Consider the following 22,222-nt stretch of genomic DNA (forward strand, 5'->3'; position numbering starts at 1 on the left):
TTTATGTTTAAGGGATTACATGATATATGGCATTCACTACTTTTTGAATTTGTACTTCCCAGCTCAAAAAATGGACAGATTGCCTGATCTCGGAAGGTTTTTTTTTCACCATTCTGTAAAATTCAATCAGGCTATCTATATCTATAGGGCTTTCGTCCATCGAAGCTTTAAATACATAGGGCATTACCTCAAAATCATCATCTATTTCAGAATATATAAAAGGAATTCCCCGTGCTGCATACTCTCTGTTTTTTAGAGCTTTAAGGTGTGTTATGTTACTTCTGTGACGGGCTAAGCTAGCTATTCCTATATCCGAATTATCGAAAAGCTTGTCGAGTTGTTCACCAAACTGTGATCCGTGAAACCTTACATATTGGCCTAAACTGTTGTTTTCGACCATTTTTTTCAGATCTTCAATGTAGGCTGCAACCCCGTAACCAACTATGTCGTAATATACTTTATAATCTCTCTCTGTTTTGTAATAGTTGGCAAGTCCGGCGATTAGTCGGTCGAAACCATGCCAGGGGTGTATCTCCGCTACACTAATCAGATGTAATTCATGGCTTGTATCATTCACATCGCTTTTCATGCGTATTGCATTGAAATCAATGCCGTTGGAAATGTTTATAGTCTGAGTCCCGAATATTCTTTTATGATCCGAAAAAGTTACTATTGCATACAAATGCTTTGCTAACTGCTTACGAAAACACTGATCTATCATTAACTGAAATTTCATAGTTCGGGTAGCTCCTCTATATTCCTGATCATAGGGGTATGTTGGAATTTCAAGTACAACCTTTACCTTTTTTTTCTTTAAGTGTTTGACAGCCGAAATAAGGAAAGGGTTGGCATTATGATACGATCGTATATAAACAAATTCAACTGCATTTTTTTCGATATACTCCAAAATGGCAGAATAGTCAGTCCACTTTTTGAACTTGCCTTTCAACGAATGATCAAAACTTTCTATTACATCGTTATCTATCATTCTCCGTTGATTTCCTGCGCTGTCTATATCAATATAACACAGTTGCATGTTTACACCGCATTGCTTAAAGCCATCGACCTGATAACATATTTTTTTACTGATACCATTGTATGACTCCATTCCGTGAAATATAAGAAATAGTCCTTTCATTACTTTTTCTTTAATAATTTTATTGAACTTACTATATTCAGCTCTTTAGTCAAATGTATGTATAGCACAAATGCACTAGTATAAATAATTGCTTTTATGATGAGGCTTACTAACAAATGTAAATGGTATATGAGATGATTGATAGCCAGTGAACATCCTATCAACAATGCCGTAAGTACAATAGGTGATAAAAACTGCTTCCAAAACTGAGCCATACTTACTTTAAATACTACATGATACATGAGGGTATAGCATTGAACAAAATTGAAGAGGAACGATATACAAATGCACATGGCCAGAATATTGAGGCTATTAAAGGCAAAAATACCTATCAGAATAGCCGCTACATTGAGTATGGCAGAAAGTAAACCGCTTATAAATAATACTTTTGTCGCATTAGCTGCTTGAAAAACAGGTCCAGAGCTAGATAATATAATTTGTATTCCTACCGACAGAGTTAAAATCTGAAAAGTAGGTACCGAAGGTTCCCATTGATTCCCGAAAACCAGCAACATAATTTCTTCAGCAGAAAACCAAAGGAAGGCAGAAAGAGGAAATCCTATAAAAGCCAGTAAACGAATTATTTTCAGATACGATCGTTCCAACTGAGACAGGTTGTCTTGAAAGTCTGAAAGTATAGGGTGCATTACAGGGGTTAGAACGGCTGTAATATTTTGTAAAGGAAGCATCATCAATCGGTACGACTTATCATAGTACCCAAGAAGTGCCAGATTCATAAATTTGCCTATTAACAATTTATCAAGATTCCGACTAAAGTAATTGATTACATTGAAGAAAAACTGATACAGTGAGAACGATGATATTTTTTTCATGGAATCTAATCCCAAAGTAAATAGAGGTTTTAGAGGAAAACGGTGGTAGCTGAACAAGAATATGAATATGCTCGAAAATATCGGATTGATTAATAAAGCATATATTCCTGCTCCCATAAAGGCCGCAAATACAGCTACTGTTCCACCAACCAACTGTACAATTATGCTTCTTATGGCAATAAACCTAAATTCTTTGTTCTTAAACATCAATCCGTTGGGTACGATATTTACAGCCGCAAAAAGAAGATTTACAGATAATAGCTGACAGACCGATATAAGTTTAGTATTATTATAATAACCGGCAATGAGCCACGAAGAGCAAAAGAACATAATAGATATAGCCAACCCTACCCATATCGTGAAAGAGAAAATCTTATCCAAATCTTCTTTCAATAAATTTTTGGTCTGAATAATTGCGGGAGCAATACCCAACTCGGTGAATATGCCGAAAAATGTAATCAATACGGTGGCAACAGCTACAATACCAAACTCTTTTGGCGAGATTAGACGTGCCAGTATACCTGAAATAACCAGAGATATAAATATCCCCAGATACTGCGATACTGCCGTATACGACACTCCCGAGAAAAGTTGTTTAGCTACGTTGTTCATCCAAAGTATTATTTAATAACAGATTTTACTTTTATAAGAAAAGGACATAGTAATAGTAGTTTGTTTTTAGTTGTGATGTATTTCATCAATCCGTTATTTATGCAATAGTGTAGTTGCCCCAGTCTTTCGAGAAAAGAGAAAGCTGAAGCCCTATAAATTGCAGGGTTGAGAATGTATGCACACAATTTGTCTATTATCGGTTTGTACTTGCCGTTTTCCTTATCGGCATATTTCATTAACTCCGATAGAACAACATAATAGCAAGACATATTTTTTGTCGAAAATTTGTTCGAAGTGATAGAGTTAGGTCTTATTCTCCGTCTGAAAAAAGGTATGGGGATATATCCTACATTCTGTGCATTAATATGCAGAATGCCCGAATATAATTCGTCTTCATGAATGATTCCCGGAAAGAAACACAAACCTATGCTATCCAGATACTCACGCCGAACAAAACAAAGCCATACCGCAGATCGGTATAGATTTACATCCATTAGCAACGATAATACCTCGTCTCCCTTATAAATAGTTTCTTCTCTTAATATATCTGATCGTGTATAGTAATCATTAACCGACTCGGTAAGATCTTCTTTAAATGCAGTTGCATCAAAGAAAACAAAATCGAGCTTATTCTTTTCGCACCTCTCGTAACAAGTCCATAAAGCATCTTTTTCAAGCAAATCGTCACTATCCATGTAATATATGTACTGCCCTTTTGCTATCTTAAGTCCCATATTTCTAGCTTCGGAAGGACCTTCATTTTTTTTAGAAAATAGTTGAATCCGCTTGTCTAGGGCAGCTATCTGCGAAACAAGTTTGAGGCTGTAATCGGTCGAACCATCGTCGATGACAATGATCTCAATATCTTTTAAAGTCTGTTCTAAAATAGACTCAATAGCTGCCGTTACGTATCTTTCGGTATTATATACCGGAATGATGACGCTTACTTTTGGCAAAGTCATTACTGTAGTTTCTTTACCCATTGCTTTTTTTCAAAATCGTACTCTTTAACTACTTGTGCCGGATTACCTACGACCACCGCATAGGATGGTATGTTGCGGGCAACAATACTGCCTGCACCTATAACCACGTGTTCTCCGATGGTTACTCCCGGCAATATCACTACATTCGCACCTATCCATACATTATTTCCTATAATTACAGGTTTAGTTGCAACCCCCTGATCTGATATTGGAGTATTTACGTCTGTAAAGTTGTGATTTAGACCCGATACCACTATGTTCTGTGCAAGATTCACTTTATCGCCTATTTGTACAGGACCTATAATTGTATTCGACATTCCGATACGTGTATAATCACCTATAGTAACGTCCCCTACAGCATTATTTAAAGTGCAATAATCCTCTATAACCGAATATCGTCCCAGTGAAAAATTATTGAACGGAACCAGATCTTTTCTGACGCTTCTGTATATAACCGACTTCTTCCCTCTTTTAAGATACAGGAACTGAAACAACCGTGTAGTCCAACGAGGTCGGGTTTTTACCGGATGCATTATCAGATTCAAGACCAGCCTCTTTAATTGGGGGCTATTCTTAATTTTTTCTTTTAATGATATTTGTGTCATATACTGTAACGGTTAATGGGTATGTTCTGTTCGATTAAAATTTTTATTTGCACCTTTTAGTCTGAAAAGATTCAAAACCATGAGAGTAAACAACCACGGCAACCTTACAATAGCTTTACAAAGTCGTTTGCTGATAAGATGGTCCGGTATTGCCACAAAAAAAGTCAACAACAAAAGAAACCATAGTCCCCACCATTTCAGAGAGACCGAAAAGGAAACCACTGTAGTTATTACTGCCAGCATACCAATACTTCCTAATAAGAGAATACGAGGCGGGATTATCCATTGAATTATCTTGTTACAATAATCGAAATTACGTTGACTCAAAGCCTTTGGTAAATCCTTCAAGGCCTTTGCAAGTATGGCATATTGTGCCGCAATCCATCGCTGGCGTTGGTTATAAAAAGTGTCCGAATTTTGAACTTTTTCGTCAAGAACGGTTACCTCATGTAAGTATTCAATAAATATTTTCTGCTTTAGCAGCAATGCTTCAATTTCTTTATCTTCGCCCGAAGACGAAACATCTTTAATATTGTTTGCAAACCATGTATAATCGAAGGCCATACCCGAGCCGCTTAATGCTGCCGAGAAACCTGCATTTACCTGACCTTTTCTGAATATTGAATTGTTTATTTCCTCACTGATTGCATCCAACAGAGCTATATCGGTATCCGTGTTTTTAGCGGTTCGATGTGCCTGAATTGCTTTTCTCCCCGAACTGTATACATCGTTTATCTTTTCTAGAAAATTAGTATCGACAATATTATCAGCATCGAAAATAACAACAATATCGTATGACGATGCGTCTAGAGAATCGATCGCAAAATTGAGTGCTTTGGCTTTGCTGCTTTTTTCGAATTTGACCTCCAATACTTTTGCCGATATTTCTTCTAGAGAAGCATTGGTCTCCATTTGCATGTGATCCGATATAACGACCATATCATACAAGTAGCGTGGATAATTTTGCTGTAAGAATGATTCTACGGAGTGCAGTATAACTCTGTCTTCTTTGTAAGCTGGAAACAATACTGCAAAACGGTGCTGTTTATCGGCTTTGAGGTAATGGTTCGCTTTCTTTTTTTTAGATAATAATGCAAAAGCAAACAGATATAAAATAACTAGCGTAAATAATATAAAGAGTAGATAATCTAATATAAAAAACACATAAGTTCCTATGTTCATCAGATAAATGTATTTAATAATATATGCTGGATTCATAATAGTTTATGTTTTTTATATAAGATGTAAGCTGTTCTTTAAATATCATTATTCGGTTTTATGAGACTTGCTTTTTTGTCACAAAAAAGCAGCTCCAACCCTTCAATGCAGCTTTAGCCAAATCAAATCTTCCCCTTATAAGTGACTTCACTATACTTTTTGGCAGAGCTATAGTCGTTTGATATGCAATAGCTAAATAACGATTAAATCCGCTAGAGTTACGCCATGCAAAAAGCAATCGGTTTCGGGTCATATAAAACATTTTAAGAGAACTGTTGCTTCCTACACTCTTGCTCTCTTTATGATATACAGTACCACCAGGTACATACCACAGTTCATAACCTGCCTCTTTGATACGTTCGCACCAATCTAATTCTTCATAGTACAAAAAGTACATATCGGGCAGTATTCCTGCTTTTCCAATAACTTCTTTTCTGACCATCATGGCTGCACCGTGTAGAAATGCACTTCGTTTTGGTATTTCATATTGACCTTCATCTTTTTCACCATAACCGATTATGTGATTGCGAAGTGTGATTTTAGAGAACGAGGCATATCCCGCAAACTGAATCTCGTCGGAGTAAAGAGCAAACTTTAATTTAGGAGTCACAGCTCCCACTTGCGGGTTACTATCCATAAAAGTAATAAGGTTGGACAGCGAATTGTCAGTAACAAAAGTATCGTTATTCAGCAGAAACAGATATTTACCTTTTGCCTCGGCGATACCTATGTTATTGCCCCCTGCAAATCCTAAATTTTTTTCGCTGCGAATACATTTTACCCACGGATAAATCAGCCGGATACGCTCTGCATCGTTTACCTTAGAAGCATTATCCACAACTATAACTTCGAAAGAAAATGTAAGATGCTCCTTCAATGAGTCAATCATCTCACAAGTATCATCGAAGCCATTGTAATTGACGGAAATGATTGATAACAAAGGATCGGCTATGCCTAGGTTGTTGCTATACATTTTTGTTCTGCTATTTCTTTATCGAATTTTGGTCCCATAAAAATGAAGGCTTGTGCAAAAAATATAATGATTCCGTTGGGAAACTGCGCTATAACTTCGTTGCTGGTTGATGAGACCATTATCCCGAAAATGCCTGCAAGCAAACCACCCAATATATATTTGAGTTGCTCGTCTTTTATTTTGAAAAATACTATGTATGCCCCTCGCATTTGTAGATAAATAAATATCAGAAAGTATAACCCTAAGCCTACAACTCCCGTTTCGACCCAAAGAACAACTGCCCACGAGTCAGAGGCAATGGTGGTGGAATATTCTCCGGGCGCACTTTTTGCCGCTTTACCACCTGCCAGCCCGATACCTACGCCAAACGGTTTGTTTACTAAATAAGCTCCTAGTTTTGCTTGATTATCTTTCCTGAGATTATATGAATTATCGTGTTCCGAATTAAATGCACTTCTCATCCGCCGGATTTGGGCATTGCCCTGGCCTATGGTCGTGAAATTGAAAAATATAAACGCTATTGCAACCATCACAGTTCCTGCTATGATAACTTTCACATTTCGCGAAAAGATGATATAAAATATAAACCCCATAAAAGGAATAATCATGGCACTGCGTGTTCCCGAAAGCATCATACCATAACCCGTAGCCAGCCCGACAATGATGTAATATATTTTCCACTTCCATTTTTTACTATGTATTCCAATAATAGTAAATGCCACCATAGACATTCCCATGCCTGATCCGAAATTGGCTGCATCGGTAAAAAACGAAAAATATCTTATCCCCGATGATAATATATGGGTGCTTGCTTTTCCTTCTATATAGAGCCACCGCATTTCACCTGAATCAAAACCAACATTTTTTTGATACATTGCCTTTAAAAACGCTAATATGGAAAATATAGACCAGAGAAATATCACCTTTTCTAAGTCTTTATACTTGTTGAAGATAATGGGTACCAAAAATGATATAAATAAGGCATACATTGCCATAAACCTGATGTATGTTGCCCATGCAGAAACTGATGCGTGAGGATTGAAAAGCTCCAATGTGCAATATATCAGCCATATAAGTGATGCAAGCATAAACTCATTACGTCCGTTTTTCCAACAGACTTTGTTTCCTATGGAATAGATAATCAGAGAGATAAATGTATAAATAAGCAAAGCATCAGCAATTAAGCCAATGGATGGTATGGCTACATAACGGGTAACTCCCATGATGAAGTAGCTGGCTACAAACATCAACATCAATGGTTGGTAGGGGTTGGCTACTAGACGGTAAGAAATAAATAGTGCCAAAGGTACTAACGAAAATACCATACCCCCAAGTACTCCCAGGGTGATGAATAAATATACCATTATTATTAAAAAAATAGCTAATAGGATATACACTCCTTTCGTATATATAGGAGTAAATTCAAATATGATTTTTTCGTTATCTTTCAGCATTTTATGTTATTTTATCTTTGGAAGTTAAACCAAGATGCAAAAAGCGGTATCCCATCTTTCGAAGTTTCGGGTATGGAGGAAGTAGACCTGTAAATGATTCTACAACAGATAGTCTGGCATTATTCAATCCGATTACTATTTGTTTATTGACAAGGCGATCTGTTAGGTTGCTTAGTGTTACCCGGTCTGTTTCTTTCCAAGTACGATCTGCTCTTGTAATGAGTAAATTTAGAGTCGCTTCATCTACCAAATTACTCGATATAGGTTGATTTTCGAGAGGTGCATATTCTACCAAAATAATATCATCATTCTCTAAATTGATAAGCTCTTTCAGGCTTTTTCCTAAAATAAGTTCACGGCTTTTTGTTTTAAAATCAATTTTCCAATCAACTTGTCTTACTGTTAATCCTTGTGATCTCCAGTATTCTGACAAATAATGGGATAACACCGATTTTCCTTCCTGTGGCTCTATACTCAGTAGGTTTATTATTTGAGGCGAACCTTCTTCGAAATAATAACTAATTGTGCTTCCAAGTTGTTGAGCAGCAATTTTCTTTTGCTGTTCCTCATATTCTTTATATTTCAGGCATGTATGTGTCGGAAATGCTCCTATAACTTTAAGGCCTGTAATCTTTTCAGTGCGAAGTTTATCTCTAAGCGTTTGATCCAAAGACTCAACTATTATGAAGAAAAACAAAACAAAGAATAATGAGCCAAAGTATGCTGCAGCAATTGTAGCCTTTCTTTTAGTGGGCATGGCCGACAGTGGAAAAATGGGTGGAGTGACAACCTTTATGGTTGCACCCATCATTTCCATATTTTTTTGTCTGAGCATAGCATCGTGTAAACTGTTTAAGATAGACAGGTAAGAGGCTTCGGTGAAATTTATTTCCCGTTCTTTACGCTTAAGAACTGCTCCTATTGGCGAATAATATGAGTATTGACTATCGAGATTTTTTCTCCAGTTATCGAGTACATTTTTTTCGGCAGTATATCCCTCTAATTTTAATAATTCAGCAAGCCATTCTTGAACAATCTCTTCATTGGGATAACCGTCTTTTGAATATTTTTCGTTGTAGTATAAATTAACAAAGCCTTTAAAATCATTTTCTGCATTTTCCAGCTTTTTAGAATAATTTGCTATAATACCGTCTTTTTCCTTAACTGAATCTTTAGATAAAGATTCTGCTTCTGTTTTTAAAAATGTGAGGTCTGATATTTTCTGAAGTTTGTTCAAAAACTCGTTATTTGTTTTAAGTATCTTAGCATTGTCCCCAACCTGTTCCTCCAGGCTTTCAACAAGCGCTTTTGATGCATAGAATTTTAGATTATTATCTTCATACTGAAGAGTAAAATCTCTATCCATTGCTGCTATTTGCTTAGTTTGTTCACCATAGTTGATTATTTTATTTTTAATATTATATTCGGTCAATTCATCTTCCGATTTTTGGAGGTTACCCCCTTGTTTCTTTAATTCCTCGTTGAAGAACCGAATCACATCGCTTGAACCCGCAAATCTTAGGGCATTGTATTGATCAACAAATATTTCGTTTAATATTTTTAAAGTATTATAAGCAATCCCGGGATCATCTGCCGAATAATTAATTTTCAGAATCTCGCTGAATCCGATTCTTTTAGCTGTTATTTTACTCAATGCTGCATAGCTATAATGCCTGTGTTGCCAGTTAAACAATCCATAAACATAATTGTCGGGATCTTTTTGGCTGTATTCTGTAAGATTTTTTATCGTTTGATCTACAGATGATTTATCGATAAGTTTCTTCACATCTTCAGGGGTATTCATTTCTAGTTCGCGAAATGTTGAAGCTTTTATATATGTATTATCCTCATCGGGATTACCATATATCATATTCATAGCAAACAACTTAATAGATACCCTTTGTAATGTACTGGCAGAAGTAATGATTGTAATCATATTTTCCATCTTTGCATTCTGTACACTTGACATGGAAGATTCGGGATCATTAACGATCGTATTTTCTCCTGAAATAACACCTGTATAAATGGACGTTTCGACTGAATATTGTAATGTTTGATGTCGTGTAGACCAGGCAATAAGAATAGCTACAGCTATCGGTAAGCATAGTAGCCAATAGCGGAGGTGATAAATAAACCGTGCTGTGTAAAATAAAGGATTCATTTAGTTTATTTATTAAGGATTTCGGTCTGTGAAAGTATCTCGAGTTGCAATAAGGCCATACTTAGTTCGGCCTTTGCTTGCTCGTAATTCACCTTAGCGTCGGTCTCTACACCCTTTCGGGCACTAAGATCTGCCGGATTTATTTTCCCATTGATAAAATCAGATTCTGCAACTTTATATTGAGCTTGTGCTATTACCATTGCTTCTGCTTTAATTTTAAGCAGACTTAAAAATAGTTTAGCTTTCGAGTATGTTTCTATGATTCTGATTTTTTGTTCATCGTGCCATCTTTCCACTTCAGCCTCAGTTGCCTCCATCTCCATTTTTTGCCTTCTAACTTTATTGCCCCTGTCGAAAAGCTCGTCAAGAGGTACTGATACTCCGAATCCTATATTATAGAAGCTCTGTTTGGTATTTGCTAAGTGATTAATAGGAAGGGTTTGAGTTTGACTTGATTCTGAAATTGTAGATAGAGAACCGACTATTCCATATTGATATGCTCCGATGATTTTGAAATATCTCAGCCATTCATTTTTTACAGTTTTGAGCATACTTTTTTCCGCTTCTTTGCGTGAATTATAATACTTTACAGTGGCACTCGATTTGGCATTTTCAAATAATACCTCTAGCGGTGGTAATTCAACATGGTTATAATCATCTAGCTCTTGTGCCTTAGTGGATAAGGATATGAAATAACATAAAAAAACAGCTATAATCTTAAGATATAGACTTATTTTTCTTTTTTTAGTTATCATAGGATATATTGTCATACAAACAATAGATTAAGAGTTTTAAACATTCTCTTTTTGAACAAATGAAAAGAAAGTCTTGAAAATTATTTTCATATCAAACCAGAAAGAGCAATGTTGGGCATAATAGATATCTAACTGTTTTCGTTCTTCAGCTGACATTATAGCACTGCCTCCTCTTTTCTCTACTTGCCATAATCCGGTTAATCCTGCAGGAGCTATAAACCGGTCGACATAGTTATCCGTAGTTAACAATTCGGCTTCATACAAGGGGAGGGGACGATTTCCTACAAAAGACATATCACCTTTCAAAATATTAATGAGCTGAGGCAGTTCATCTATGCTATACTTTCTAATAAACTTGCCTATCTTAATTATTCTTGGATCATTCTTATATTTTATGAATGAGTTTTCTTGCATCTGATGTCTATTTTCCAAATATCTATCTTCCGATATGGTATAGTCGTCCGCAATTAAAATGGTGCCGGATTCGGAACTTAAATCTTCATTGATCTTATCGCCTGATTGTTCTGGTAGATTTTCATCGTTATTCCGATTGTATTGATTTAATAATAGATATTCCTTTAAACGTTTATCTGCATCGGGGTACATGGATCGGAATTTTAGAAAATCAAATATTTTGTAGTTACTTCCTACGCGTTTCGATTTATAAATAATGGGGCCTTTGCTTTCAATCCTTATTAATATGGCTATTATAATAAATAAAGGCGATAATAGAAGCAAAGATATAGATGACATGACTATGTCGAAAATACGTTTGCCTAATGGAATATTAAAGGTTTGAAATTCTTGCTTATTTTGCTCTATCTCCGAGGAAAATGTTTCTTTTTTGCTGTAATAGTCAATTATTTGCCTTATTGATTTGTTTGTGGCATACGGAGATAGGGTTGATCTAAGCCCTGACTCAAGGTACCTTACACGTTCTCCTTTTGGTATTGACTTGTCTGAAACTAGAATTATATGAGCCTTTGGAAATATTTTTTTTAGAGAACCGAAGACATCTATATTGTAAGATATATCCATACTCTCAAGTAGTATATATTCTATATCAGCATAGGATCCTATTTCTGATTCCAGAGGTATATATCCTTCCAAAACAACTAATTCACTCCAGTATTTTCTGAAATGAGATATGTAATCTGGTGTCTTTCCGATATAAAGGACAGGTGTCATTTGAGTACTTTTTTTATTCTAACTTTCAACTCTGTGGGATTAAATGGCTTAAGAATATAGTCTTCGGCTCCTGATTCTAATAATCTTATTCTTTCAGAACTGGAATCCTCACTAGAAAGTATTACAAACGGTATTTCTTTGAAGAGTTCATTGTTCTTGAGATACATTAAAAATTCATCTCCTCTCATCAGCGGCATACGAATATCAGAGAGTATGAGATCCGGAATATGTCCTTCTTCGAGCCAAGCTATTGCTTTCAGCGGATTTTCGAAATAAGTAACGTCATATTCTTCAGTAAAATAAATGGATATGATCTTAGCTATAGACTCTTTGTCATCGACAATTATAATTTGTTTTTTCATATTTAAAACTTAGGTTCTATATTTTATTAATAGAGTTTTGTTTTCTTTTCTTTATTAGAATTTTGTGCTATGTATTTGTCTCGATAATAGATCATTGAATTTTTCGACTTTATCTGTTGTTTGAAAAAGTAAAAAAAAAGGTTATTTCATAAATGAAATTTATATGAAATTCATGCTGACTATATAGGTATCTAAACAATCTATAAGTAAAATAGTTTATTTGATCGATAGATTTAAACATGTCTAAAGTTGAGATTAATTCTCTTCTTTGGGCTTATAATATATTTTGTGTCTGATTTAAGTGTACACTAATGTGTGCTATTGTATCCATCTGTCTGTAATGTGAGATTTCAAGTGCTTAGTATTGAGGTTTTTGTTCGTTTTTTTGTGTTGTTATCTTAACGAAATATAGAATAAGCAATTATTATATTTCTCTGTTTGATTGTTTGAAAGGTACCGTTAATAAATGGGGAATTCACAAAAGCTTTTTGTTGCAAAATGATGAGTTTTGCTATTCTCTATAATCAAGACCGTAATAAATCTGGTCATAAAGAATTTTTTTTCGATAAATTTTTAGCAAATAAATAATATTTTCATGAGGCCTATTTAACAGTTAATAAAAGCATTGTTGTCTTGGCAACCTTTTTGTGGAGAAATAAGAGCTAGCTTGATTTGCATTCAGCATTTAAACCATTAAAAAAATATTACTTTTACACAATTCCCAATTTTCGAATAGAGTTTAATTTATTAAGATGGACTGTTGGCCACAAATGGACTAGTTGGTGTAATATTTTTTATAGTATTGATGGTTAATATTTATCAAATATTTGAGCGGATTTTAATAATGCTGTCCTTTCTACGATCAAATAATACATACCGGATGGTGAACAGATAGTTTCATTTCTAGAGATCTGCTTTTTTCTTTAGCGTCCATAAAATATATATTCTCATCATTTTATAATCTGAAGCAGAAAGCGTATTTTTATCCGTTAATGGCTATGTCATATAACAAAGAGATACTCAATAGAATAAAGCACATCAAATAATAACTATCCTAAACCCTAATATTATGGTACATTTGGTTTATTGCGATGACAAAGAAAAAGTATTAGAAAAGATTCTTTCAGGAGAAAAAACAATGGTTGTAAGAGGAGCAGCCGGCAGGAAAATACCACACAGCAGAGTCTTTGCCGATGAAGTACTTTATTTTATGAAAAAAGGCTCTAAGAAAATAACAGCTAAAGCAAATGTTACCAATGTAGAGAATCTCACTAAACTATCAGAAGAAGAAATAATATCTACCCTGAAGGAGAATCAGCCCAAACTGAATCTTTCCGACAAACAAAAAGCCCGTTGGCATAAAAAATGCCTTTGCCTGATTGAATTTGGAAGCGTTGAAGAAATAGCACCCCTTGATTTTGATCATCAGGGTAATATGGATGACTGGCTGATCATCGAAAAAATAGAAGATGTAGTGGTAGGAACCAGCATACCCTATAACTATGATAACAGCAAGTTTAAATAATACAAAAACATTCCATAGTATGAAAACCCAAGACTCAATTCAACTTTTGCGGGACGAAGAAATAATACCAACAGAAACAGTATTAGAAGAAGCATTAGGAAAAGACGTTTTTTCAGTCTATACCAAGCTAAATGAAATTATCCGTACCGAGTTTCAGATAGAACCCGAATGGAGATATTACAAAGACGGTAAATCATGGCTTTACAAAGCAGTATATAAAAAGAAGACAATATTCTGGCTTTCTATATGGGAAAAGTTCATAAAAATCAGCTTGCTTTTTACTGAAAAAACACGTGGCGGAATTTATGATCTGGAGATCAGTAACGAAATTAAAGAAAGCTTCAAAAATGCACATGCTACCGGCAAATTGATCCCGTTGCTACTCGATATTGATAAAGAACAACAATTGGCAGATTTGAGCCAGCTTATAAAATACAAGAAAACACTGAAATAAATGTTACGTGATTTTGCAGCCATAGACTTTGAAACAGCCAACCAGCAACTATCCAGTGTTTGCAGTGTCGGAATCGTTATTGTCAGAAACGGTATAATCACAGACCGTTTCTATAGTCTCATTCAGCCCGAACCCAATTATTACTGCTATGGTAATACTACTGTTCATGGATTGACGGCTGCAGACACAGATACAGCACAGGTTTTTTCTAAAGTATGGAAAGAGATCGAACCACTCCTTGGAAATCTTCCGTTAGTTGCTCATAACAAGGGATTCGATGAAGGTTGCCTCAAGGCCGCATTTAAAACGTACGGAATGGACTATCCCGATTACCGCTTCTATTGTACATTAGCCGAATCACGTCGTCAACTAAAACACTTACCCAATCATCAACTGCATACCGTAGCCGAAGATTGTGGCTACATTCTCGTCAATCACCATCATGCTTTGGCTGATGCGGAAGCTTGTGCCGAGATAGCATTGCAATTGCTGTAATAATCCGTATACAAAAACAGGCTACACGAAATTATTCCATATAGCCTGTTTACTTACTGATATCGTTACGTTTATCCATTAACTTTCTTCATCGAAGCAATAGAATCTAGCACTTTGCACGAAAATCCCCATTCATTATCATACCATGCGACCACTTTAACAAAAGTCGGGCTTAACTGTATTCCCGCTTTTTCGTCAAAAATAGCTGTATACGGATTACCTATAAAATCAGATGACACAACTTCATCTTTAGTATATGCCAGATATCCTTTTAAAGAACCCTCCGAAGCCTCTTTCATCGCCTTGCAGATTTCTTCGTAAGTAGTCTCTTTAGCCAAGCGAGCTGTCAGGTCAATGACCGAAACATCCAGAGTCGGAACACGGAATGACATACCGGTAAGTTTTCCATTCAGTTCGGGAATCACCTTGCCTACGGCTTTAGCAGCTCCTGTTGTAGAAGGAATAATATTACCCGCTGCGGCACGTCCACCCCTCCAATCTTTCATTGATGGACCATCTACTGTTTTTTGTGTTGCCGTTGTAGAATGTACCGTAGTCATAAGGGCTTCAAGTATACCGAATTTATCATTCAATACTTTTGCTACTAATGCCAGGCAATTTGTGGTACACGAAGCATTCGATATAACCTGTGTTCCTTTTATGTATTTGTCATCATTCACACCGGGAACAAACATCGGAGTATCATCTTTCGATGGGCCCGACATGACTACATATTTAGCGCCTGCACTAATATGTCCCTGTGCTTTTTCCTTTGTTAGGAACAATCCTGTTGACTCTACAATGTATTCGGCTTCCACTTCATTCCATCTTAGATTAGCCGGATCTTTTTCCGCTGTGACACGGATTTCATTACCATTCACTATCAGTTTGCCGTTTTTGGTTTCGATAGTTCCGTCGAACTGACCGTGGATTGTATCGTATTTAAGCATATAAGCAATATATTCCACATCCATCAAATCGTTGATCCCAACTATTCGGATATCTGTTCTACTCTGTGCAGCACGAAAAACTAAACGTCCAATACGTCCAAAACCGTTAATACCTACATTAATTGTTTTCATAATTCTACTTTTTTGATTATTTATTCCGCCATTTTGGTTCTACACTCACTCTCTCTCCATCCTCTGAACTATACTGATTGAGCGATCCTTCTTTAGATTGAATCACTGCCAGTATCATTTGTTCGTCCGAAGTATTGCAAAATCCCCTCTTTGCAGCCGGTGCAATCCGAATCACACTTCCTTCTTTGATCGGAAAACAGTCTTCATCTACCTGAAAAAATCCCGAACCTTTCAGAATAATGTATGTTTCTTCATTTTCTATATGTTTATGAAAGTAAGGTAACTCACTCTTTGCCGCTAGTGTTTGGAATGATATTTCGGTGCCCGTTGCTTTGGTTGGCTCCTTTAGAAATACTTTTCCTTTTATTTCCTGTTGAGTTTTAGGATGAAGAAATGAGTACTCCTGCAAGCTGTCCAAAACTCCAATGTTAATAGCTGAGTAACTATTACTTTCTGATATAGTTTCAATTTTTTTCATTGTTCTTACTTTTTAGTTTTTGATTGTATTACAAAGATATACTATAATACAATTGTCTGTAATGACAAAAAATGTACAATTTCTGCCATATCTGATTTCTTCTACCAAATAATACTTACTTTTAAAGTCTCAGACCTTTTTATTGCTTTGGTAAGTGCAATAACAATAGCCTGTTACAATTCGAAAGTATATTATTAAAAACTTTCATTTACTTAAATATTGAAATACGAAACATATGAATAAGCAATTAAAAATAAGACATATTGTAATACTGGTAGCTCCAGACTCAACATTGCTTACAACAGTAGGTCCTTTAGAAGTGTTCGCCAAAACCGTCGATCAATTTAACCTGATTCAGGATAAAGTTGATTTCAATTACAAGACCCATGTCGTATCAATGGAGAATACAAAGTTGATAAATACATCCTGCGGATTGCCAATACTAACTGAAGGTTGTTATGATGAGATAGATTATCCCATAGATACATTGATGATAACAGGATTGGCGAGACATCTTGAAGAATTTTCCATGAATAAAATGTTGGAATGGTTGAAGCAACAGTCAAAAACAATCCGTCGGATATGTTCGGTCTGTTCCGGAGCGTTTATTCTAGCTGAAGCAGGATTACTTGATGGGAAAAAAGCTACAGCTCACTGGTCGAAGAACGAAGAGCTGGCACAATCATATCCCTTGATAGATGTTCAGATAGCCCGTATATTTATTAAAGACGGCAATGTGTATACAGCAGCAGGAATAACTTCGGGTATGGATTTGGCATTAGCCTTGATAGAAGAAGACCTCGGACAATCTTTTGCCTTGCATATTGCCCGATGGTTGGTTTTATACCTGAAACGTCCCGGAAACCAATCGCAGTTCAGTGCTTATTTGGATTATAAGAGTATCGGAAATCCGTCTATGAGAAAAGTTTGCGAATGGATATTGGAGCATCTGAGAGAAGACCTTACTGTAGAGGCACTCGCAGAACACGTTGCGATGAGTCCCCGTAATTTTGCACGGGTTTTTGTCCGTGAACTGAGGATTACGCCAGCCAAGTTTATCAATAAGTTGAGGATTGAGAATGCCTGCCAGCATCTCATTGATACACAGTTTTCGTTAGATGAAATAGCTTCATATTGCGGACTAAAGACCGCAGAAAACCTGCGTCGTCAATTTATTAGTTTTATGGAGGTAACACCTGCTCAGTACAGGAAGAGTTTCCAATCGTCTTTAGTTGATGCTTAATAGAAAGAGGAGGGATTGTTTTTTATTTTGGCGTGTATTTTATACATGCTTATTTAATCACCTTGCTCAATATTTTAATACCTTTTTCCAACTGACTTTCAGACAATGAAGCGTACCCTAAACGGATTCCGTCAACTTCACTGTCAAAAGAATAATTTGTCCAAGGAATTATGCTGACACCCGTAAGTTTCAATGCTTCATTTAGCTTGTTTATATCTTGTTTGTTTTTCAATTTCAGCCAGAAAGCTAAACCTCCTTCGGGAACTTTGTAAGTAACCTTATCGGAGAGGTATTTATCAATCAAAGAAGCAAAGTAGTTCCGCTTATTCAGATAATATTTAGATGCTTTGCGAATATGTTTCTTGATAACACCCGATTCGATAAGTTCTAAAATAGCCTGCTCCATAATGTTATCTCCCTGCAAGTCGATTATACGCCTAAGATTGCCTACTTTTTGTATAATATCTTTATTCGCAACGAGATAACCCACACGCAAGCTTTCGGAAATCATCTTACTGAAAGTTCCTATATATATTGTATCATTAGCACCATCCAAGGACGACAATGGAGCTATCGGACGGATGCCGAAGTGAAAATCGCAATCGTAGTCATCCTCTATGATTGTGAATCCATAACGATTAGATAATTCGATCAATCGCAAACGTCTATCTAAGCTCAGAATGACGGTAGTAGGGTACTGATGGTGTGGAGTTATATATATAGCTTTTACTTGTTGTGTGGAAGCAATCCGTTCAACCTCTTCTACGCTAATGCCTTTTTCATCTATTGCAATCGGTATTAGTTCTGCACCGGCATGTCTGAAAGTTTCCCATGCAGGTCCGTAACCCGGATTTTCTACCAGAATTAAATCGCGTTCATTCAATAAAGCATGTGCTATCAAGAACAACGCCATCTGGCTACCTCGGGTAATACATATCTGCGAATAGTCGGTATGCATTCCTCTTGTCTGATTCAGCATTCTGGAGACAGACTCTCTGAATCGAAGTGTGCCAAACTCACTTCTGTTTATCATGGGATTTATTCTGGCTTTGCGGTTGAATATTTGTCTGTAACCACTGGCTAGTTCACGCATAGGTGCTATTTGGGTATCGGGTAGTCCACTGTCGAAAATGGCAATAGATTCCTTTCCTCGGTCTGACAAATTTTCTTTTTGGACACCTCGCCTGTTCTCATGTCTTGCCCCAGCAGGTAGATTGGCAGATACAAACAAGCCTTTACGCTCTTCGCTATACAACCACCCCTCCGAGATCAGAATATCCAAAGCCTTGATAACCGTGTTTCGATTGATTCCCAACTCGGATGCCAGCAGCCTGCTTCCGGGTAGAGCATCTCCCGATTTGAGCGTTCCATTCTTTATCATATCGATGATGTGATCGGCAATTTGTACATAAATTGCTTTCTTCGAATCTTTTTCGAATTGTATTTGAATAATCCAAGGGCGGAGCATCTGGTATATCTTATTTAATAATAATTGGTATACAAATATAGTCCATATAGTATGTATTTTAGCAGGAAAAAAGAGCGATATGAATACTATAGTAGAAAATTTAGCCTATATCCACAAACGTATAAAGATGGTATGTGAATCATCCGGCAGGGCAGAAAGTGATGTCAGGCTATTGCTTGCCACCAAAACCGTTGCCCCTGAAAGGATAAAAATAGCTTTAGACTGTGGAGAAACATTAATCGGCGAAAATAAAATTCAGGAACTAAGGGATAAAGACTCTGAATTGAAAGACTATCCGGTTGAACGTCACTTTATAGGACATTTGCAAACCAATAAAATAAAAGATGTCCTTAAATATGCTTCCTGCATTCAATCTGTCGACAGGCTCGATTTAGCTCAAAAACTCGATCAGCGTTTACAGTATGAAGGTCGGTCAATCGATATTCTGGTTCAAGTAAACACTTCATTCGAGGACAGTAAATTTGGTGTTGCACCTGACGAAGCTATAAACTTAATCAAACATATAGCGCTGTATGATACATTGAATATAAAAGGTTTGATGACTATTGGTATTCTAAGTTCCGATAATGAATCGGTACGGAAATGTTTTCGCTTACTAAAGAAAATACAGCAAAAAGTAATTGCGGAACATATTGACAGAGTTGATATGAACGTATTATCCATGGGTATGAGTGGTGATTTTGAGGCTGCCATCGAAGAAGGTTCAACGATGCTTCGAGTCGGCACATCTGTCTTTGGGTCACGTATATATCCTGATAGTTTTTATTGGAATGAGCAGATCGGTAAATAGATCAGACATTTATAAAAAGTAAAAGAAAGTGATAAGAAAAATAATTTATCACTTTCTTTGGTTTATAACTACTTCCACCAATTGTAATAATTGTGTTCAGTATCTAATTCAAAACCACATTTGGGATACAAATTATTACCTATTTTGTTTGTCTTTTGTGTTTCGAGCAATAGCCCGCAAGCATCTGTTTCGTCGCAATATTGCTTGCAGCGATCAATGAGTGTTATTGCCAAGCCAGATCCACGATAAGTTGGGTCTATAAATAAATCGCTCAACAACCATTGACGCTTCAAGGCTTTGTAATGGTATAGAGGGTATAATTGTGCAAAACCGACATATTTATCATTTTTCTTTATCAGAAAAGTAACTGTTTCTTTGTTACTTATACGTTCTCGCAAAAAGGACTTGCATTTTTCTAAATCTGATGGCTGTTCGTAGAAAACACGATAATTGTCGAATAATTCTGCAAACTCATTTAAGTGTTCTAATGTTGCTATTTCAATCTGTTTCATAAAATAAATAATTTAGTTGGTAAAACTGAGATGCAAAATTAGAATAATGAATTAGCTGTTTGGTATACCAAAAATAAAATAGATAGACAGACCAGTGTGGGAATATGACGTACTTCAGTCTAAAAATGTGCGATATTACCACGATTTATAAAACTTCTCACCATTCCTTATCATTACTATTGTTTTGGCAATTCGGTCTATCTTGGTTTGCTCTGTTTTTGCTGAGTATATCCATTTTACAAATGCTTTCTTCTCGGCATCACTATAGATATCAAATTTCCCCAAGATACCATCTTCGTACTCCATACACAAAAGTAGCTCTTCTGGAATTTCAGTAGGCATATTGTCTTCATAAATAACAATATGCACCGTATCACCAGCCTGCTTTTTTATTTTTTTCCTTATTTCAGACTTAACAGCCAAGCCCACATGTCCGTTTCCAAAAGGCATCAGGTGTACATTCGAAAATTCATAATCGTCTATTTTTCCTCTTACTTTGAGCATGCCGAAAGATGTCTTAGGCATGAGTATCTCGGGTAATTCGGCAAAAGTCCAACCTCCTTTACCTTCTGTTTTTTGTAAGAGATAATCGTTATCGACTAATGGATTTTTCATCTTTGTTAAAATATAATTATTTGCTTTATTCTTTCTACTCGTTGAAGGTAGTGAAATTTGTATTTTCAGGCTACCGTTTCCTGTAAGCGTTGGGTTTACAACCTATTGTTTGATAAAAAAGAGATTAGACTCTTCCTGATATTTAGATATAAATTACTTTTTTATGAATCAGCCTATTATTTAGGTTAGTGTTGCTACTGTTGGAGTAAATAGCTTCGTTTACCCTTTCTTTATAAACGACTATAAATCGATACGTAAAAAGATTAATTTAATCCTTTACTTTTTCTACAATAGAATGCGCTCTTAAGTAGTAATTTAGAAATGAGATCGGAGACATTCATAATTGAATAAATGTCTCCGATTTTCTTATTGTTTGCTCTTGATTTAGTTGTTTGTGGTAATCCGAATATCAGACTAAATAGGCTAAAGTTCAATCTGTTACTTCACTCCTGTAACTGTAATAGAATAAATCCCTACATTACCCGCTTTGTATTTAGCGATGGTTGCTTCATCCAAATGTTCCTGTAAAACATCATCAGGTATAACAACCGTTTTTGTCCTTTCCACTTTAATGGTAGTGAAGTTTGCTTTTTCTATTTCCTTTAAATAATCCTCTTTCTGAATAGCACTGGCTATACAACCTGCATACATCGAAGCATTATCGGTAAACTCTTTCGGAAATATACCGTTCAGCACAACATCGGAAATACAGAAATGACTGCCTTTTTTGAGAACACGGTAAATCTCTTTAAAAATCTTATCCTTTTCAGGTAACAGATTCAATACGCAATTACTCACAACCACATCGGCAGTATTATCAGGAACAGGCATTTCTTCAATATCCCCTTCCATAAATTCAACATTGGTATAGCCACGTTTGACAGCATTTTTGCGAGCTTTCTCTATCATTTGAGTAGAAAAGTCTATACCTATTACTCTGCCGCTTTCGCCTGCTTCGGCTCGTGCAATGAAACAATCGTTACCTGCTCCCGATCCTAAATCGATCACAGTATCTCCCTCTTTAATCCCTGCATACTCTGTCGGTAGTCCACAACCTACACCCAAATCAGCATCAGCTTCGTAGCCTTTGAGTTGGCTGTAATCTTCACTCATAATGGTAAATACCTTTTTCGATGGTGTAGTTGGGTTTGTACCACAACAGCAACCCGATTTAAGTAAATCGCTATTCATGGCTAACTCGCTGTATTGCTGTTTTACCATTTCCTTTTTTGCCTGATTACTATTCATAGTCAATAA

At 36.1% G+C, this 22,222-nt stretch carries 22 protein-coding genes; 5 read left to right on the plus strand and 17 right to left on the minus strand.

The features are described from left to right. Window positions 1–7: 7 nt before the first annotated feature. The 11 genes from G7050_RS10770 to G7050_RS10820 are packed head-to-tail and all read right to left on the minus strand — an operon-like array spanning window position 8 to window position 12,282. Window positions 8–1,138, minus strand: coding sequence for a glycosyltransferase (locus tag G7050_RS10770; RefSeq protein WP_166115118.1), 1,131 nt, complete (start codon window positions 1,136–1,138; stop codon window positions 8–10). Beyond that, window positions 1,138–2,583, minus strand: coding sequence for a lipopolysaccharide biosynthesis protein (locus tag G7050_RS10775; protein ID WP_166115121.1), 1,446 nt, complete (start codon window positions 2,581–2,583; stop codon window positions 1,138–1,140). Before G7050_RS10775 ends, G7050_RS10770 begins: the two co-directional genes overlap by 1 nt. An 8-nt stretch (window positions 2,584–2,591) precedes the next feature. Beyond that, a complete protein-coding gene (locus G7050_RS10780) occupies window positions 2,592–3,566 on the minus strand; it encodes a glycosyltransferase (RefSeq protein WP_166115124.1) in 975 nt (324 codons plus the stop codon). Further along, on the minus strand, window positions 3,545–4,171 hold the full coding sequence (locus G7050_RS10785; RefSeq protein ID WP_166115127.1) for a DapH/DapD/GlmU-related protein: 627 nt from the start codon (window positions 4,169–4,171) through the stop codon (window positions 3,545–3,547). The genes G7050_RS10780 and G7050_RS10785 overlap by 22 nt, the downstream gene beginning before the upstream one ends. A 12-nt stretch (window positions 4,172–4,183) precedes the next feature. Continuing rightward, complete coding sequence (locus G7050_RS10790; protein WP_255499099.1) at window positions 4,184–5,389, minus strand: glycosyltransferase family 2 protein; 1,206 nt, start codon at window positions 5,387–5,389, stop codon at window positions 4,184–4,186. 58 nt (window positions 5,390–5,447) lie between these two features. After that, on the minus strand, window positions 5,448–6,362 hold the full coding sequence (locus G7050_RS10795) for a glycosyltransferase family 2 protein (protein ID WP_185154933.1): 915 nt from the start codon (window positions 6,360–6,362) through the stop codon (window positions 5,448–5,450). Continuing rightward, the gene (locus tag G7050_RS10800; RefSeq protein ID WP_166115130.1) at window positions 6,344–7,816 is read right to left on the minus strand and encodes an O-antigen ligase; all 1,473 of its coding nucleotides are present in this window, start codon (window positions 7,814–7,816) and stop codon (window positions 6,344–6,346) included. Before G7050_RS10800 ends, G7050_RS10795 begins: the two co-directional genes overlap by 19 nt. A 1-nt stretch (window position 7,817) precedes the next feature. Beyond that, complete coding sequence (locus G7050_RS10805; protein WP_166115133.1) at window positions 7,818–9,977, minus strand: exopolysaccharide biosynthesis protein; 2,160 nt, start codon at window positions 9,975–9,977, stop codon at window positions 7,818–7,820. A gap of 5 nt (window positions 9,978–9,982) precedes the next feature. Next, window positions 9,983–10,732: a TolC family protein gene (locus G7050_RS10810; protein WP_166115136.1), complete on the minus strand. Its 750-nt coding sequence runs from the start codon at window positions 10,730–10,732 to the stop codon at window positions 9,983–9,985. Between the two features lie 36 nt (window positions 10,733–10,768). Then, entirely contained in the window at window positions 10,769–11,920 is a 1,152-nt protein-coding gene (locus tag G7050_RS10815) for a sugar transferase (RefSeq protein ID WP_166115139.1), read from the minus strand. Next, window positions 11,917–12,282 carry a response regulator gene (locus G7050_RS10820; RefSeq protein ID WP_166115142.1) on the minus strand — a complete coding sequence of 122 codons (366 nt, stop codon included), beginning with the start codon at window positions 12,280–12,282 and terminating at the stop codon, window positions 11,917–11,919. Before G7050_RS10820 ends, G7050_RS10815 begins: the two co-directional genes overlap by 4 nt. A gap of 1,069 nt (window positions 12,283–13,351) precedes the next feature. On the opposite strand from G7050_RS10820, the gene G7050_RS10825 reads away from it, so the two are divergent. From G7050_RS10825 to G7050_RS10835, 3 genes are read left to right on the plus strand one after another with little or no spacing between them, the layout of a single operon-like run. Continuing rightward, entirely contained in the window at window positions 13,352–13,807 is a 456-nt protein-coding gene (locus tag G7050_RS10825) for a hypothetical protein (protein ID WP_166115145.1), read from the plus strand. A gap of 19 nt (window positions 13,808–13,826) precedes the next feature. After that, window positions 13,827–14,261 (plus strand): DUF3788 family protein, encoded by a 435-nt coding sequence (locus tag G7050_RS10830; RefSeq protein ID WP_166115150.1) that lies wholly within the window; start codon window positions 13,827–13,829, stop codon window positions 14,259–14,261. Beyond that, on the plus strand, window positions 14,262–14,756 hold the full coding sequence (locus tag G7050_RS10835; protein ID WP_166115153.1) for a 3'-5' exonuclease: 495 nt from the start codon (window positions 14,262–14,264) through the stop codon (window positions 14,754–14,756). Window positions 14,757–14,827: 71 nt separating this feature from the next. Here the strand turns inward: G7050_RS10835 and gap are convergent, their stop codons facing one another. Next, window positions 14,828–15,838 (minus strand): type I glyceraldehyde-3-phosphate dehydrogenase, encoded by a 1,011-nt coding sequence (gap, locus tag G7050_RS10840; protein WP_166115156.1) that lies wholly within the window; start codon window positions 15,836–15,838, stop codon window positions 14,828–14,830. Between the two features lie 16 nt (window positions 15,839–15,854). Continuing rightward, window positions 15,855–16,316, minus strand: coding sequence for a cupin domain-containing protein (locus G7050_RS10845; RefSeq protein ID WP_166115159.1), 462 nt, complete (start codon window positions 16,314–16,316; stop codon window positions 15,855–15,857). Between the two features lie 235 nt (window positions 16,317–16,551). Between G7050_RS10845 and G7050_RS10850 the strand changes: the two genes are divergently transcribed. Further along, window positions 16,552–17,559 (plus strand): GlxA family transcriptional regulator, encoded by a 1,008-nt coding sequence (locus tag G7050_RS10850; RefSeq protein ID WP_166115162.1) that lies wholly within the window; start codon window positions 16,552–16,554, stop codon window positions 17,557–17,559. 49 nt (window positions 17,560–17,608) lie between these two features. Here the strand turns inward: G7050_RS10850 and G7050_RS10855 are convergent, their stop codons facing one another. Beyond that, window positions 17,609–19,027, minus strand: coding sequence for a PLP-dependent aminotransferase family protein (locus tag G7050_RS10855; RefSeq protein ID WP_166115165.1), 1,419 nt, complete (start codon window positions 19,025–19,027; stop codon window positions 17,609–17,611). A gap of 79 nt (window positions 19,028–19,106) precedes the next feature. Between G7050_RS10855 and G7050_RS10860 the strand changes: the two genes are divergently transcribed. After that, the gene (locus G7050_RS10860; protein WP_166115168.1) at window positions 19,107–19,838 is read left to right on the plus strand and encodes a YggS family pyridoxal phosphate-dependent enzyme; all 732 of its coding nucleotides are present in this window, start codon (window positions 19,107–19,109) and stop codon (window positions 19,836–19,838) included. Window positions 19,839–19,906: 68 nt separating this feature from the next. Here G7050_RS10860 and G7050_RS10865 read toward each other — a convergent pair whose 3' ends face one another. The 3 genes from G7050_RS10865 to arsM form a co-directional block, all read right to left on the minus strand. Further along, window positions 19,907–20,350 carry an N-acetyltransferase gene (locus G7050_RS10865; RefSeq protein ID WP_166115171.1) on the minus strand — a complete coding sequence of 148 codons (444 nt, stop codon included), beginning with the start codon at window positions 20,348–20,350 and terminating at the stop codon, window positions 19,907–19,909. Window positions 20,351–20,485: 135 nt separating this feature from the next. Beyond that, window positions 20,486–20,965: a YdeI/OmpD-associated family protein gene (locus tag G7050_RS10870; protein ID WP_166115174.1), complete on the minus strand. Its 480-nt coding sequence runs from the start codon at window positions 20,963–20,965 to the stop codon at window positions 20,486–20,488. A gap of 438 nt (window positions 20,966–21,403) precedes the next feature. Beyond that, window positions 21,404–22,213 (minus strand): arsenite methyltransferase, encoded by an 810-nt coding sequence (gene arsM / locus G7050_RS10875; protein WP_370521967.1) that lies wholly within the window; start codon window positions 22,211–22,213, stop codon window positions 21,404–21,406. Window positions 22,214–22,222 lie beyond the last annotated feature (9 nt).

This window comes from Dysgonomonas sp. HDW5A (genome assembly GCF_011299555.1).
Classification (GTDB): domain Bacteria; phylum Bacteroidota; class Bacteroidia; order Bacteroidales; family Dysgonomonadaceae; genus Dysgonomonas_A.

Coding starts and splice junctions, on each gene's coding strand:
- G7050_RS10770 (WP_166115118.1), bottom strand. CDS start 1,138: ATGAAAGGACTATTTCTTATATTTCACGGAATGGAGTCATACAATGGT.
- G7050_RS10775 (WP_166115121.1), bottom strand. CDS start 2,583: ATGAACAACGTAGCTAAACAACTTTTCTCGGGAGTGTCGTATACGGCA.
- G7050_RS10780 (WP_166115124.1), bottom strand. CDS start 3,566: ATGGGTAAAGAAACTACAGTAATGACTTTGCCAAAAGTAAGCGTCATC.
- G7050_RS10785 (WP_166115127.1), bottom strand. CDS start 4,171: ATGACACAAATATCATTAAAAGAAAAAATTAAGAATAGCCCCCAATTA.
- G7050_RS10790 (WP_255499099.1), bottom strand. CDS start 5,389: ATGAATCCAGCATATATTATTAAATACATTTATCTGATGAACATAGGA.
- G7050_RS10795 (WP_185154933.1), bottom strand. CDS start 6,362: ATGTATAGCAACAACCTAGGCATAGCCGATCCTTTGTTATCAATCATT.
- G7050_RS10800 (WP_166115130.1), bottom strand. CDS start 7,816: ATGCTGAAAGATAACGAAAAAATCATATTTGAATTTACTCCTATATAT.
- G7050_RS10805 (WP_166115133.1), bottom strand. CDS start 9,977: ATGAATCCTTTATTTTACACAGCACGGTTTATTTATCACCTCCGCTAT.
- G7050_RS10810 (WP_166115136.1), bottom strand. CDS start 10,732: ATGATAACTAAAAAAAGAAAAATAAGTCTATATCTTAAGATTATAGCT.
- G7050_RS10815 (WP_166115139.1), bottom strand. CDS start 11,920: ATGACACCTGTCCTTTATATCGGAAAGACACCAGATTACATATCTCAT.
- G7050_RS10820 (WP_166115142.1), bottom strand. CDS start 12,282: ATGAAAAAACAAATTATAATTGTCGATGACAAAGAGTCTATAGCTAAG.
- G7050_RS10825 (WP_166115145.1), top strand. CDS start 13,352: ATGGTACATTTGGTTTATTGCGATGACAAAGAAAAAGTATTAGAAAAG.
- G7050_RS10830 (WP_166115150.1), top strand. CDS start 13,827: ATGAAAACCCAAGACTCAATTCAACTTTTGCGGGACGAAGAAATAATA.
- G7050_RS10835 (WP_166115153.1), top strand. CDS start 14,262: ATGTTACGTGATTTTGCAGCCATAGACTTTGAAACAGCCAACCAGCAA.
- gap (WP_166115156.1), bottom strand. CDS start 15,838: ATGAAAACAATTAATGTAGGTATTAACGGTTTTGGACGTATTGGACGT.
- G7050_RS10845 (WP_166115159.1), bottom strand. CDS start 16,316: ATGAAAAAAATTGAAACTATATCAGAAAGTAATAGTTACTCAGCTATT.
- G7050_RS10850 (WP_166115162.1), top strand. CDS start 16,552: ATGAATAAGCAATTAAAAATAAGACATATTGTAATACTGGTAGCTCCA.
- G7050_RS10855 (WP_166115165.1), bottom strand. CDS start 19,027: ATGCTCCGCCCTTGGATTATTCAAATACAATTCGAAAAAGATTCGAAG.
- G7050_RS10860 (WP_166115168.1), top strand. CDS start 19,107: ATGAATACTATAGTAGAAAATTTAGCCTATATCCACAAACGTATAAAG.
- G7050_RS10865 (WP_166115171.1), bottom strand. CDS start 20,350: ATGAAACAGATTGAAATAGCAACATTAGAACACTTAAATGAGTTTGCA.
- G7050_RS10870 (WP_166115174.1), bottom strand. CDS start 20,965: ATGAAAAATCCATTAGTCGATAACGATTATCTCTTACAAAAAACAGAA.
- arsM (WP_370521967.1), bottom strand. CDS start 22,213: ATGAATAGTAATCAGGCAAAAAAGGAAATGGTAAAACAGCAATACAGC.